The following is a 14,901-nucleotide window of genomic DNA, read 5'->3' on the forward strand; positions in this document are numbered from 1 at the left end:
CGGCGTGGCTGGTGAGGGTGCGGCAACTGGCGCGGAACTTTATGTTGGGCATGGCACTGTCTGGGTGAATGGCGATAATGGCTATATTGCCATGCAGGTCAGTGGGTTAGAAGTGCTTCCGGGGGCCGGTCTCACGGATTCAGGTATCAGAAAAAGTGATTTTTTTTTCATGCAGAACCTCCCTACGTTTAGCTTACGGAAAATTCCACTTATCTCCGATATTATTTTTCGGGGGAATTATCAGTCCTACCCGTACTTTTCCTTGAGTCTTTCAATAAATGCCTTTTCTTCCTCAGTAAGGTAGTCCTGATACACATAGCGCCAATGTCTTTCATAAATAGCGAACGCATCTTCTTCAGACATAGGGGTATCCCGACGCCTGTGCCAGCAAATGAGACTAAGTTCGGGGTAGTCATTCGGTACTATCCAGTCGGCCATGCTTAGCTCGCAAAGCGATAAACCAGTTTTGATGATAGTTGGTGTTTAGCGTTTCAGCACGAACATTACACCACTGCGGCTTTCAATCCCTAGATTGCGGTGTAGGAGAAACCAAATATTCGCCCTAGCTTCCTGTTTCGTCCTGTAGTAGATGAGGCTGCTTGGATACGACTAGAGTATGGTCCAGTGCAACACCGAGTGATAGTGTACCTTTCCTGAGTAGGTAAATCCTATATCAAGCCAAGACCAATGGACTCAACCGCGTCGAGGTCGACTGACCTCATGCTTTAGACGCAGGCAGCACCGCTGGCAGAGCCATTACAGCGTCCCTTGGCATTGGCCTGGCGAAAAGAAAACCTTGCAGCAGATCGCAGTCGCGACGGATCAAATCCTGCTGTTGAGCGCGATCTTCGATACCCTCAGCGACCACGATAAGATTCAGGTGATGCGCCATGGTAATAATGCCCTGCACGATAGCGGCATTACGTGTATCCGTGGTGATGTCCTTGATGAAAGCGCGATCGAGTTTGACCTTGTGGATCGGCAGATCACGTAAGTAACTAAGGCTGGAAAAACCCGTGCCAAAATCATCAAGCGCGACCTTGATACCCATTGCTTTCAGCCGGTTGATAAGATCAATGGCCTGCTTGGCACCGTCAATCAGCACACTCTCCGTTACCTCAATTTCCAGCCGTTCAGGGGGTACCCCCGAGTCATCCAGGGCTTTTTGCATATCCTCCAAGAACCCAGCTCGCCGGAACTGTAACGACGAGATATTGATGGCAACCGGCATCTCAGGCCCCTTCGTGGCTTGCATAAAAGCGACGTCTTGGCAGACACGATGCAGAATCCAGCGCCCTAGCGGAATGATTTGCCCCGTCTGCTCAGCCAAGGGAATAAAGGTACCTGGAGAGATCATTCCCTTCTCAGGATGATGCCAACGAATCAGCGCCTCCATACCCTGAACTCGTCCACTTCTTGCCTCAACAATGGGCTGGTAGTAAAGCTCAAACTCGTCGTTTTGTAGCGCCTTATGTAAATCGTGTCGCAGCAGTACCGACGCTCTTGTTATCCGTTGGACATCGCCCTGATACCAATGCCAGGTATTACGGCCCTGTTGTTTGGCCTCCCCCATGGCAATATCCGCTTGCTGCATGAGCTCATGAGCATGTTCGACGGCGTCGCTGTTGCAGGCGATGCCAATACTCGCGCTGATATGAACCGACTCGCCCTCTAATTGGAAAGGCTCCAATAAGTAATCCAGCACCTGCTCGGCAACCTCGATGCCGGCGTCACAGTCGTCGAGTTCTGTCAATAGCAAGGCGAACTCGTCGCCCGTCATGCGCACCAGCGTATCGCGTTGGCTGATTGCTCGTCTTAGTCGGCCTGCCACCGCCACCAGCAGGAGATCACCAATGTGATGACCTAACCCGTCATTGACCGCTTTAAACCCATCCAGATCGATATGCATGACCACCAGCAATTTACCGTTCTTTTGTGCCTCCGCGAAGGCTTCATTCAGGTCGTCATCAAAAGCGGTATGGTTGGGCAGCCCGGTCAGAAGATCGTGTGAAGCCTGATAGGCCAACTGGGCAGCTTGCTCATGTTGTTGGGTGATATCTTTTGCAATGGCAAAAACCCCCAGCGTTTCGCCATCAACAATGATCGGCATGGTCGTCAATTCAAGAGACTTCAGATGGCCTTCTCGATGCTTTATCTGTAGCTCCACACAGTTTGGCTGGCCGTCCAGAGTCGCGTCATAGATGACCTGTATTCGTTCGATATCCTGGGGCTGCAACAGCGTCGAAAAATGTGTGCCTTGCACTTCATTATTGGCGCGCCCGGTAATCTTACCGCAGGCTTCGTTAGCAGTGACCACACGCCCTTCACGATCGATCGATAAAACACCATCGGGATGATAGAGGTAAAGCGATCGATAGCGTTGTTCGAGATCATATTGCGCCTCAAGCTTCTGTCGAGCAGACAGCAACTCGCGAGACCGAAAAAGGATCAGCCTGACCAATCCTAGGCTTAGGGCTAGTAGATAGCTAAGCGTCAGGCCTGCAATCGCAAACCCCGCGGGCATGATACCGGCGCGCAACATGCCTGAGACAGAGTCCATGTAGACGTTAAACGTTAAGCGAGCCCCCCCTGGAAGGCCAACATGACGCTCTTCCAGGTGTGGCAACGGGCGAATAGGAGTATCGTCGATGGCCCTTCCGGGTTTCCTTAACGCTAGATAAGGCGTGCCTTCACCGACCGTGAGCCGAAAGAGACTCAGGGGCACGCTAAGTTCGCGCCTGAGTAAATCTGTCATATCCAGTTCGGCGACCAACTGTCCACCCGCGTTGTTACCCAACGAGGAAACCAGCAACACCGTACTCGGCTGACGGTCCACCTGGAGTGCCCATGTATCTGATCGCACCGAGAATAGCGCATCGCGAAGACTCGGATAACTATCCTCGGTTAGAAGTCGGCGCGGATAGGGCTGAGGAGAGACCCGCAATTCACCGAGTTCCCCATCGGGCCCAATCAATGCAACGGTCTTTAGGTATGGCGCGTGCTCGAAGTAGGTCTGAACATCATGCGCCCAATGTTCCGACTCGTTCAGGGTATTGTTCAACCCTTGCCGCCAGGCGAGACGTTGAATAAATTCCCGCTCTTCCTGCATTGCGTGGCGGGCGTTGCGTGCGGCGTTATCCAACAACGTGGCCGCCTGACGCTGCATATGGCCCTGACCGCTCCAACTGAGGGTGTACCAGGCAACGCAGCTCACCAACACACCACTCACTACGGCAATCTGCGTCAGCCAACCAAGGGGAAGTAACGGGCGGCTCCCACGCCAGGCAGCGCTAACGAAGGCGACCCCGCCAAGCAATGCGTAGAGAGTGGCTAATAGAGGGGCTGACACAAAGCCGTCTGCCCAACCAAGGCGACTATCGGGAAGCAGCAATAGCAGCATCGAAAAGCTACCTGTGCCTAATGCCAGTACCCCGCTGCCGGCCCATACAAGTCGCTGCCAAGTCTGTTTCGTGCCCAACGTCGTACAAAGAGCCACCAGAAAAAGCAGAAACGCGGCCGCGGATAAAATCCTTGGCCCGCCTGATACCCAGGATGCACCCACCCAAGGTCCGCCCGACAGACCATTGTGGACCAGGGTATAAAGCGTGATCAGCGCCAATGGCATGGCGGCCAGATAAACTAACCAGCGTTGCTGCAATAGCCAACCCAGCAAGCACAGGCCTGCTAAAAAACCGGTCAACGCCGCATCAGCCACCATGAGTCCGCTCAAGGGATACGCGATCCCCATGAGGCGCCCAATAAGCCCGGTTCCCCCCAGCAGAATGAAGACGGCTGCAACCATTACCAAACCGACATCCATTGCCACATCGCGTATCCGATACGGTAATCCAGTCGCTTCTCGCAAGCTCAACTCGGCCATTCTGGCTTGCATGGCAAGCTCCTTTTTATCTCTTGGCAACGAGATTGCGCCCCTGATGCTTGGCGGAATACAGGGCGGCGTCGGCACGCGCCATGAGGCTCTCGCGGGTATCCCCAGGCAAATAGCTCGTGACACCTAAGCTGACAGTAATAGGCACCGGTTGCCAGCTATCTATTTCAATCGCTTGACGTAATCGCTCCAGTGCGCTGCTGGCTTCGTCAATGGAGGTAACCGGCATCAGCAAGGCAAATTCTTCGCCACCAATGCGCGCCGCAAAATCTCGGCCTCTTAGCTGCGATGAGAGCAGCTTAGCAAGCTGTTGAAGCACCTGATCACCAACGGCATGGCCATGCTCGTCGTTAACCGGTTTAAAATGATCAATATCCATCAAGGCAACGCTAAAGCCCTCAGCGAGATGATTGACGTCAGCACGGACTAACAAGTCCTGAAGCGCAACATCGAAGTGCCGACGATTAGGCAAGCCGGTCAGTGGATCACTTCTGGCTTCGTGTCCCAGCCTCGTCGTAAGACGCTGTAATTCATCGTTATGCGATTTCAGCGTCGAGCGCATTGACTCCAGCTCGGCAATAACGGCCTCTTTCTCCTCAAGCGCGGACTGCGCTACCTGGCGTGCCTCAAGAAGTTCACGCTCCAGTTGATCCTTTCGGGCGATCGGCAACATGGAAAGCATCGTCTGGGGAGCATCTTGAGTACCTACACGGCGGGCACTACACAGAACAGGGAGTGTGTCTCCGTTCGCTAGGCTCAGGCTGAGGTGAACTTCGTTGACCGCCCCCACATCCGCCAGTCGGAACGCCACCACCCCTTGGTAAAGCATGCGAGATTCAGCAGTAAACAGTTCACTTGCCAGCCGATTGACAAGTTCGTGAACCGGGTAATCTAGCCAGTCACTCAGTGTGTGGTTAACCTGTAAAATTTGGCCTTGTGCATCAATGACAACTTGGCCTGATGGTGCCACCTGCCACCACCGAGCGAGATCGGCAGCTCTTGGGTTCATTGGTGTCATCCCCCCTGAAGCGCGAGTCGCTCCTGTAGCGCTTTGGCTAGAATGTCAGGCGCTGTCAGTTGGGGGTAGTGGCCGCTGGTGTCCAGCACCGCCAACTCACTCTCTGGAAGGTGTTGTTGCAGATATTGAGCCGCTTCAAGGGGCACAATGGCATCCCGCGCGGTCTGAACAATCAGGCTGGGCACCGTGACGCTTGGCAGGTAGTGACGGGTATCTCCCAGAAAGATGCTCCTGGCAAGCGGACGAAGTACATCCGGCGATACAGCGAGAAAGCGCTGCTGTAGGTTCTGCTGCTGACTCCCAGTGGCCTCATCACCTATCGCGATGCTAGAGATGGTACCGGCCCAGTCGAGATAATTCTGCTCCATCAGCTGCATCAAGCCATCGAGCTGCTCTCGGGTATAACCACCTCGATAGTCAGGCGGATCGTCAAGGTACCGGGCCGAACTGCACACCATGACCAGGCGGCGGAAGGCGTTAGGCCGCTCAATGGAGGCGAGCATACCAATGGTGCCGCCAATGGAATGGCCAAGCACCACTGCTCCCTCTAGCTCCAGCTCATCGCACAAAGCCACGATATCGTCGGCATGACCGAGCGGCGAACCATGCCGCGCTTTATCGTAGGCTCCCGGCGCGGCACAGCCGAAACCTGCCAGGTCAACCAGAATCAGCCGATAGTCTTGCTCAAGCATAGGAATCAAGCGACGCCATACGGTTTGATCGCAACCAAAGCCATGAATCATCAATAACGGCATGGTGCCCTGGCCAAGCTCGTTGACATTAAGAAGGTGGCGAAGTGATGGCATAAACGAGCTTCCGGATCTGGTATTTTGAGTAGTCAGACTAACAGTAACATCATGAACAAGGTCGTGCGCTTGTACGGTAATTTAACGCTCGTCGCAAAGATCCGATTGTTCTTCCAGTCAAACACGACAGCCTGGAGGTACAGCTAATTTAACTGCTCCAAAAATAAAACAAAGCGTATGTAATCGACCAAAAACGTGCCTTCTTTAATTATTTCTCCCCTTTTTTACCAACGAAAAAGCGGCTCTTTTTATGCTTAAATCAACGAATTACAACAAACTACTGCACGACATGATAAGAAAATCTCGGCGCACTTTACAGCGACACACCTCCCTGCAAGGTCGAGAACTTGCGCTGTGAACTACTAGTTCAGAAGAATCTGATATAAAAACAATATAAGCATTCTGACTATTTATAACTTTGCGAACCCTCCCTGCGGAGAAATGTGAATGAAAAACATACGTATTCAATACAGCTTGACTGGCGCCATGGCGCTTTTGGTGCTTATCATTGGTGTTATTAGCGCCTTTGCTATTAACGCCTCGCGCAACAGTATGGACGACATCCATGAACTGTCCGAGCTAAGCGCTGAACAGGTAGTCGATGCCAATCGGATGGAAGTCAATCTGATGGAGCTACGCTTGCGGATGGCCCGCTATATTGAGTACGTAAACGAAGGTAACCCAGAAGCCAGTACGACCCTTGACCAAGTACGCACTAGCCTTGAACGCACCGAGGCTCGTTTTAATGCCTTTGATGCCTATGACATTGACGAAACCTTGCCTCGTTACCCTTATTACATGGAAGTAGAGAGTCAGTACCGTGAAATGGTCACCAGCGACCTTATTAAAGGTATTGAGGCGGCCGATGTGGCGCAAATGACCGCCGATGAACAACGCCTTGAAGATAACGCACGTGGTTTAACCTCGGCAGTACGCGACTTCAATAACTTTGCCAGTGAACGTGCAAGCGAAATGGAGACTGCAGCCGATGCCGCCAGTACCCAAGCTATCTCGATCGCCACGATTTTACTGGTTGTCGCCATCGTGCTGTTTATTGTGCTTCAAATAGGCATGCGTCGCTTTATCGTCCAGCCGCTCAGCCGCGCCGTCAGTATCTGCGAAAATATTGCGCAGGGTGATTTGACCAGCCGCATCGAGAACGAAGGCCGCAACGAAGTTGGTCAGCTTTATCAAGCCATGCGCACCATGCAAAGCAAGCTGACCGACATGATGGTCACGCTAAACAACACAGGAGAGTTAGTCGCCAACAGTGCGCGGGAAATTGCCAGCGGTAGCGATGACCTAGCTTCTCGCACCGAAGAGCAGGCCAGTGCGCTGCAAGAAACGGCTTCCAGCATGGAAGAAATGTCGTCCACGGTCCACCAGAACAACCAGACCGCAAGTTCGGCACGTCAGCTGACCGAAAACGCATCGCAAAAGGCCCTTGAAACTCGCAAGGAAGTCGATCGGACCACCGAATTGATGAACCAAATGGAAGAACATTCCAAAAAGGTTCAAGACATTATTAAAGTCATCGAGAGTATTGCCTTCCAAACCAATATACTGGCACTGAATGCGTCGGTTGAAGCTGCCAGAGCAGGTGAACATGGCCGCGGGTTTGCCGTCGTGGCAAGCGAGGTTCGCAAACTGGCCACGCAAACGTCCCAATCTTCAGGCGAGATACGCGGCATCATTGATGATATCGCCTTGCGCATTAAAGACGGTGTACACCAATCAGAACTAAGCGGCGAAGGCATGGACACGACAGTTGAGGCCATTACACAAGTCACCGACCTGATGCAGGAAATTGCCCTGGCCGTTAATGAGCAGAAAAGCGGCATTGATCAGGTGAGCACGGCCATTACCCAAATGGACTCAGCCACCCAGCAGAACGTGTCACTGGTCACCCAGACCAGCTCGGCAGCAGATTCACTGCAAGAGGAATCAAGCCGACTTGCCCAGTTAATTGCGGGCTTCAAATTACCCAGTGATGCTCAACAACCCTCTCGCACCAGCCGAGCACCTGCTGTCGCGTCAACGCGCCTCCCCGCTGAGTCAAAGCGCTCAAATAGTGGAGAGGAACCCGAGTGGGAAGCTTTTTAAGCTGAACGCATAGTGGGTTAATTAATACTGAGCGTGCGGTGGACGACAGGCCTCCGCCGCACGTTTTTAAAATGGGAACTAGTGGATGAGGCGCCTCCCCTCATCTAGCCGCCCTGACGCTTACCTTTAACAGCGTGGTTGCCTGCCATGACGCCATCTTTTCGTTCCTTAGTGCCCGCGGCGGCGACCCAGACCGCTGCCATCCTCGCGCTTCATCGCTTGGAGGCGCACCATCATGCCTTGTTTGAGAGTTACCCCGAGGGACTCTTTGAGCTTGATCCGCTAGGCAAACTGCTACGCTGGAATACTCGACTATTGTCCGTCCTCGACAAAACCGAGACCGAGATAACGGGGCTTAGTTACTTGTCCCTACTTCCTGTTTCTTATCATTCCCTCATGCAGCGGGCCTTCAAAGCCGCCTGCACAGGCAAAGCTCAGTCGTTTCATTGCAAAACGACCAGCGCTCTAGGGAACTCACAGTGGCTAGTCTTCACCTTAGTGGCGGTGTTTGAACAGGACAAGGTAGTCAGCGTCTATGGTCGCTGCCTAGAGATTGATCAGTACCCGTTCGGTGAATCGCAACGTCATTTATTAACCCAGGTGATTGAGGCAAGCCCAAACGGTATGGTGGTGGCTGATGCCACCCAACCCGGACTCCCCCTCATTTATGTGAATGAAGCCTTTACATGCTTAACCGGCTATACCCGACAAGAAGTACTCGGCCAGAACTGCCGTTTTTTACAAGGCGAAGACACGAGCCCTAGCGCTGTACAAGAAATCCGTCGCGCCATTGCGCACTGCAAATCCGTTCGAGTGGTGCTGCTCAACTACCGTCGTGATAACACACCCTTCTGGAATCAGTTTACGCTGACCCCAGTGATTAACCCCCAAGGCGTATGTACGCACTTTATCGGCGCGCAAGAAGATATTACTCATCAGCGTGAGCAAGAGGCACGCATTGCCCACCAGGCCTCCCACGACAGTCTGACGGGACTCCCCAATCTTGGCTCGCTGCAAATGCATCTGGAGCAGGTATTTTTAGATCAAACGCGGCTGCACCAACACTTGGTGCTTTTTTATATCGACCTTGACGATTTCAAACCCGTTAATGATGCGTTTGGTCATACGGTTGGCGACAAACTGCTTAAAGCCATCAGTCAACGCTTACGCCAACTAATACGGTCCGATGATCTGGTGGCACGCTTATCCAGCGATGAATTTGTCATTATGTTGACCGGCTACCCCAGCGAGCAGGCGGTCATCAATCTCGCTCATCGCCTCCTCAGCGCCATTGCCGAGCCGTTCACGCTGGATTCACTATGCTTACATATAAGTGCCAGTATTGGCATTGCGTCTGAGCGGGGTGGTGCCGCCAGGCCACAAGAGCTGCTGCATCATGCCAATCTTGCCATGCAAGACGCCAAGCGTCAGGGCCGCAATACTTGGCAATGGTACTGTGGCGAGAACGTCGACAATGTTGCCGAGCACGTCATCATTCGCCGGGAGCTACATGAGGCGATTCACGATAACCAGCTAGCGGCTTACTACCAACCGATTGTGGCAGCTCAGGACAGCACCATTTGCTGTGTAGAAGCATTAATTCGCTGGCACCACCCCACGCGGGGATTGTTATCACCCGGACATTTTATGCCCATAGCCGAACAAACGGGGCAAATTATTGCAATTGGCCAATGGGTGCTTGAGCGCGCCTGCTGTGATATGGCCGAGTTAAACCGCGAGCGCGCTCAACCACTTAAAGTGGCAGTGAACATCTCACCTATGCAGTTTCAGCGCGGAGGCTTCTTGGACGAGCTGGAATCCGCGTTGGAAAAAAGCGGCTTACCGCCCACGCTGCTGGAGCTAGAGGTCACTGAAAGCACCTTGATGTGTAACACTGACCAAGCGATTACGTTACTTGACCAAGTGCGAGCATTGGGCGTTAGCGTCGCGCTGGATGACTTTGGTACGGGTTTTTCAAGCCTTGGTTACCTGCGTGATCTGCCGATTAACAAGGTAAAGTTGGACCGGTTGTTTATTCGCGAAATTGCCGAAAACCCGAAAAACGCGGCCATTGTTCAAGGCGTCATCACCATGGCACACCACCTCAACCTGGTGGTGGTTGCCGAAGGCATTGAAACACCAGAAGAGCAAAACGATTTACGACAACGTCAGTGCGATTTATTGCAGGGTTTTTTATTCTCTCGGCCTGTCCCTCTCAGAGAATTAAAGCGACTTCCAGTACAGTTTGAAAAACGTTAAATGACCCGTGGACAGCGCCTTTACTAGCCTATTGGCCTGCCTTTTGCCGACATATAATTGCTAGCAATCCAAAATGCCCCGTCTCGTCCACCACAGGAAGACGCAATTGACTCAGCAGCGCTTGTACGCACGCCTCATTATGGCCGTGCTATTACCGTTGATGTTAGTCACCGCTACGCTGTGGCCAGTGCTTCATATGCACCTGGAAACCCGCCAGGAAAGCATTCGTGAAGAAACTCGCGCCATCTTGCAAGTCGGTGAAAACACCTTATTGCGCGATATTAACGAGACGCTCAGCTACGCGCTTGCTGTCGCTGAGATGCCGATCATCAAAGCCCACATGACAAGCGGAGAGGATGAAAATACTGAGGGTTCGACATCGGCGCAATTGAGCAATTTTTTATCGACGCTGGTCAAACACTACCCGCGCTACACAAAACTGATCCTAATCGATAATCAGGGCCACCAGGTCCTAAGTGCACCGGCAGAACTTGCCTCTGACCCGCGCTTTACTGCCAAACGTCATGCGAGTACGGATTACTTCAAAGCCGCTAGCAAGCTCCTTGCCCGCGACCTTTACATCTCGCCTCCCGGTCGCAATCTTCAATATGAGCTTTTCAGCGGCGAAGTGATACCCGTCGTCAATGTCGCCACCCCCATTTTCGACGACCAAGGCGAACGCCAGGGCGTGGTACTGCTCAGCCTCAACTGGCAGCATTTGTCCGAGGCCGTTCATCAGGCCATGCACATCGACCCCGATGCAGGCGTTCTTTTAGCCGATGCCCAGGGCGGTTGGCTGCTCACGGAGGGTAGCCGGCGACTGCCGATGATCAGCTTTGGTGACAATTACGCTCGGTTAGCGGCTGAACCTTGGAAGCCTGTTACCGAGCAAGACGAAGGGGCGTTTACCCTAGGTAACTACTTACTGCGTTTTCAGCGTTTGGATATACGCAGCCAAGGTTACCAAGGGCTCGCGGGACGTATTTTCAGTCAGGACGATACCCTCCCCTGGGTCTTGGGGGTTAGCCTACCGATGCCCACATGGAAAACACTGCTGCAAGATGATGCCAGTGTTATCTGGTTTTTATTGCTCACCTACTCGACGGCAGTGGCGCTGGGTATCTATTGGTCATTTAGCAGCCATCAACAGCGCAACCTGCGTCAACAAGCACTGCTGCATGCCAATGAAGTCAACAAGCTCTATGACAGCGCGCCCTGCGGTTACCACTCCCTAAACGCCGATGGCGTGATTCTTAAAATGAACCAGACCGAACTTGACTGGCTGAACCTGGACCGCGGTGCCATCGGCCAACGCTGCTATCTCGACTTTGTTTCACCAGCGTCACTGCCAGATGTTGAAACCGCGTTCCAGGATGTCAAAGCAGGCCGCCAGGGTGAGGCAGAATGCACGCTGGTGGCCGACGACGGCCAAACGCGCCATGTGATCATTCAAGCCGTCGGGTATCTAGAAAATGATCGCTTCATGTACTCCAATGCCACGGTCTTTGACATCACTGAGCGGAAGCAACTTGAAGAAAAATTGCGCGCCCAGGCCATGACTGATCCATTAACCGGGGTATTCAATCGGCGCTATTTGCAATCTCAGGCCAGCGTTGAAATATCCCGCGCCTCAAGGCACCAAACGCCTATCTCCCTCATCGCCATTGATATTGACCATTTCAAGCGCATCAACGATGAATACGGCCATGATGCAGGCGATGAAGTGCTTAAACGCTTTACCAGCGTGATTAAAGGTTTACTGCGTCATGAGGATCTCTTATGCCGTGTTGGCGGCGAGGAATTTGCCATTTTAATGCCCAACACCGCAATTGAAAAAGCAAGCCAAGTGGCAGAGCGCATAAGGGTTGCAATGGAGAATACCCAAGTGCCCATTGAGCAAGACGACACACCTATGACTATTGTCATTACTGCCTCCTTCGGTGTGACTCACATCGCCAGCGGTGAAAAGACCTTAAAAGCCGCTATTAAGCGCGCTGACGAAGGACTCTACGAAGCCAAGGAGACAGGTCGGAATCGTATAGTTGTTAGTTTAAGGCCACATGATCCATAAACTTCTAATGAGTTCTTCCTTTCTATCCTGGATTCATAAGATGACCGCAGCACTTTGGATCACACAGTATAGGAAGTAGGGCCAGCGCCGGCCCCCCTCTAGACTTTACCGTCCAAATTGAAGCAGAGAGTTAGATACCGACAGCTGACCCAAGTGCAAAGGCGGTAAAGTCGATTCATTTTGAGTTCACCAAAACAACAATCTCAACCGACTCAGCCTTCATAAATGCTAATCCTCTTCCCCTGTTCTGGGAAGGTTGCACGGAAGGCGGCGGTTGCTGAAAAGCCACAACTGAAGCCAATGGGACAGGCCCTGGCGAAGCATTGGTTAGACGCTGACACTTGGGACTGATGAACGCAAGACTAGAAGAGATGAACGGACTCTCTTAGTCGGCTCGGTCACTGACACGTAGCTACTGGAACGAGTCCTACTTCATCGCCATGATCACCTGATAGGCCCCTCAGTGGGCCGCCTGCTTGATCAGGCCAACTCCATATCAAGTGACGAAGAACCAATATTTACTTTCCTTTTTTAAATTTTGCTTTGCAGTTACCACTCATGCACATAGTGCAATAGTGCTCTCTGTCCTCGTGTTTGGCGCCCTCAGCGATGGTAATGCCGCAGCCGTTGCAGAGCAGATTGCCAACGCCATTTTCGAATTTCACAACTGCATGTTTGTAGTCCATAAAGTGCTCCGCGAAGACCCCATCCTGCAAGAACGGGGAGTAATAACTTGTCGGCGAAGGCCGACCCTTACCGGATACTCCTTTCGACGGCTCTATCGGACATCATTTCTAATGCTTCTGTCTCCCGACATTTATGCATTCATACAAAGCAACAATGCTTACGTCGGGCCAGATCAGCGGTAAGCGATAATTCCTGACAGCTAACCAACTGGAAGACCCGTATTGTAGAAAGGTTGGCAGAATACGTATCGAAATGCACCCGAATAAAGAAAGCCCGTCATACAGCCGAGTTCATGCCTGCTTCAGTGGGCATTACATTTTATTTCACATGACGTCTATTTTTGATAGCCAGATCTCCGGGCATCCACCACCGGGGAACGGTCGCGAAGAAAGTCGGCGTCAGCCTTGGCAAACTATGGAAATGACTTCCACGAAGGACGAGCAGGACGTAACGTGATGATGTCTCCAACCCGCGAAATTTCAAGCGCCTGAATACCCTCATAAGCCATCCCACTAGGTAAGCAGATTGCTTGTTGCTTGTTGCTTGTTGCTTGTTGCTTGTTGCTTGCCATATTTGAAAATCGGCACGGTCGTCATGAAAACCTCCTCTTTGTTCTTGATAGTGGTTTGTCGCAGGTATGCCCGTGATGGTTATCAAAAGCGTACTTTGATCTTTGACGGAAAACCGGCTCCCACTTACTTGTTAACATGTCGGTCATCCCGCTCGCCCAGTACACAGTACCATCGCGCTTCTTCTTCCTTGCGTTTAGCAATCGCGGCCTGCATAGCGTCATCAGAAAAGCATAGCGAGATATTTCAGTGCCATAGCTAAATTGGGTGCTGCGTTTTTTTCGCGAGCCGTCGGCTTTTAACTCATACCATGCTGCAATCCATACAGTTGAGCCCGTCGGGCGTTCATAGTGATAAACACCCGTTATCGGCCCGGCCGGTCGCCGGTGATGCCTTGCGACCGAACGTGCCTCAACGAGCAGTAACTCCCTCCAGCGCTTCTTTCCCCACACCTCAACGCCGCGCTGATCTCTATAGGCGATACAGTACTCAAACGTATCGTACTCATTGGGCAATCGCGAAATCGTTTTCGACTCGGGTCTGCCAGAGGGCCTCGGCACACGGACAATGGGGTTGGCGTGACTAAGGGGCCACGAGACATATTTGGCGCTCTCCCATAGTTGAGGTAATGACAGCTTTGCTCTCAACGCTTGCCTCGCTCGCTTTGCTTTCCGTTCGTTTGTGCCTTCCCCACCAGGCCTAACCGATAAAAAGACCTTACTGTTCACGCCCCGTCTGCTTCAGACGTTGCCAATCCATGACGTCTTGCATTTCAGGTGCATCGGCATCGCACTGGGCGAGCAGCTGTTCCAGCGTATATCGTGGCGTGTCACTTAGGGCTTCCCACTTGTTTTCGCCCACAGGGCTAAGTAGATCGCCTTGGGAGGTGACACTGCTGCGGAGTTTATTTGGTGAAGCCGCCATGAAGCATGACCTTCGCTTACTGATTTCACTCACAGAGGGTCTGTTCGGCCACCGTGACTGATGAGCCATCGCTAATAACCGCACAAGGCAATTTATTTACCCTTTATAGCAGCATAGCATCCACGGTTGCGATCTTTCGTGTTGCGCTGGGCAGAGATCGAACAACATCAAGCCTCACTGGTGAAGAGCAAACCCATTGCGCTAGAAAGGTCATGTTCTTTGAATGGCACCGCGACGGGTCCACGGTGCTCAAGTTAGCCAGTGGTTACCTTGAGCAGCCCCGCCTGAAACCCATCGATGGGCGAGTATGATATAATTGTAGAAATCGACGACGGCGTAAAATCACGGCTAGCGCTAACTTGAAAAGCATGGTCTCAGACCTAGCGGCCTTACGAGAAACTATCCTCGTTTCTAGTACTACTGTGTCATAAACATCGTGATCTACTACCTAGCGCTATCATGATCGCCTGATGTAGCTCCCATCGCAGGGTAGCGATGGAGTTAACCACGTGGCGTTGTGCGCGTTTTATGACCCCGCGACCAGTCGCCTTCGGGTACGGCAACTGCTTGGCATG

Annotated in this window: 9 protein-coding genes; 4 read left to right on the plus strand and 5 right to left on the minus strand. The window is 52.4% G+C overall.

The features are described 5' to 3' along the window. The coding region (locus tag B7L15_RS19710; RefSeq protein WP_217808082.1) for a hypothetical protein at positions 1 to 304 on the plus strand (304 nt) is incomplete at its 5' end. Between the two features lie 414 nt (positions 305 to 718). Here B7L15_RS19710 and B7L15_RS18725 read toward each other — a convergent pair. From B7L15_RS18725 to B7L15_RS18735, 3 genes are read right to left on the minus strand one after another with little or no spacing between them, the layout of a single operon-like run. After that, positions 719 to 3,892 carry a GGDEF domain-containing phosphodiesterase gene (locus B7L15_RS18725; RefSeq protein ID WP_254902994.1) on the minus strand — a complete coding sequence of 1,058 codons (3,174 nt, stop codon included), beginning with the start codon at positions 3,890 to 3,892 and terminating at the stop codon, positions 719 to 721. Positions 3,893 to 3,905: 13 nt separating this feature from the next. Beyond that, on the minus strand, positions 3,906 to 4,898 hold the full coding sequence (locus B7L15_RS18730; protein WP_176243733.1) for a GGDEF domain-containing protein: 993 nt from the start codon (positions 4,896 to 4,898) through the stop codon (positions 3,906 to 3,908). A 5-nt stretch (positions 4,899 to 4,903) separates the two neighbouring features. Beyond that, positions 4,904 to 5,713 (minus strand): alpha/beta fold hydrolase, encoded by an 810-nt coding sequence (locus B7L15_RS18735; protein ID WP_085920413.1) that lies wholly within the window; start codon positions 5,711 to 5,713, stop codon positions 4,904 to 4,906. A gap of 447 nt (positions 5,714 to 6,160) precedes the next feature. On the opposite strand from B7L15_RS18735, the gene B7L15_RS18740 reads away from it, so the two are divergent. The 3 genes from B7L15_RS18740 to B7L15_RS18750 all read left to right on the plus strand — a co-directional run bounded on the left by B7L15_RS18740 (position 6,161) and on the right by B7L15_RS18750 (position 12,146). Then, positions 6,161 to 7,816, plus strand: a complete 1,656-nt coding sequence (locus B7L15_RS18740; protein ID WP_085920414.1) for a methyl-accepting chemotaxis protein — start codon at positions 6,161 to 6,163, stop codon at positions 7,814 to 7,816. A gap of 147 nt (positions 7,817 to 7,963) precedes the next feature. Then, the gene (locus B7L15_RS18745; RefSeq protein ID WP_085920415.1) at positions 7,964 to 10,075 is read left to right on the plus strand and encodes a sensor domain-containing protein; all 2,112 of its coding nucleotides are present in this window, start codon (positions 7,964 to 7,966) and stop codon (positions 10,073 to 10,075) included. A gap of 106 nt (positions 10,076 to 10,181) precedes the next feature. Then, on the plus strand, positions 10,182 to 12,146 hold the full coding sequence (locus tag B7L15_RS18750) for a diguanylate cyclase (RefSeq protein WP_085920416.1): 1,965 nt from the start codon (positions 10,182 to 10,184) through the stop codon (positions 12,144 to 12,146). 518 nt (positions 12,147 to 12,664) lie between these two features. On the opposite strand, the gene B7L15_RS19630 is transcribed toward B7L15_RS18750, so the two are convergent. Beyond that, positions 12,665 to 12,832 (minus strand): hypothetical protein, encoded by a 168-nt coding sequence (locus B7L15_RS19630; protein WP_176243734.1) that lies wholly within the window; start codon positions 12,830 to 12,832, stop codon positions 12,665 to 12,667. Between the two features lie 1,287 nt (positions 12,833 to 14,119). Beyond that, positions 14,120 to 14,326 carry a hypothetical protein gene (locus B7L15_RS18760; protein WP_085920417.1) on the minus strand — a complete coding sequence of 69 codons (207 nt, stop codon included), beginning with the start codon at positions 14,324 to 14,326 and terminating at the stop codon, positions 14,120 to 14,122. Between the last annotated feature and the right edge of the window lie 575 nt (positions 14,327 to 14,901).

This window comes from Halomonas sp. CSM-2 (assembly GCF_002119345.1).
Taxonomy (GTDB): domain Bacteria; phylum Pseudomonadota; class Gammaproteobacteria; order Pseudomonadales; family Halomonadaceae; genus Vreelandella; species Vreelandella janggokensis.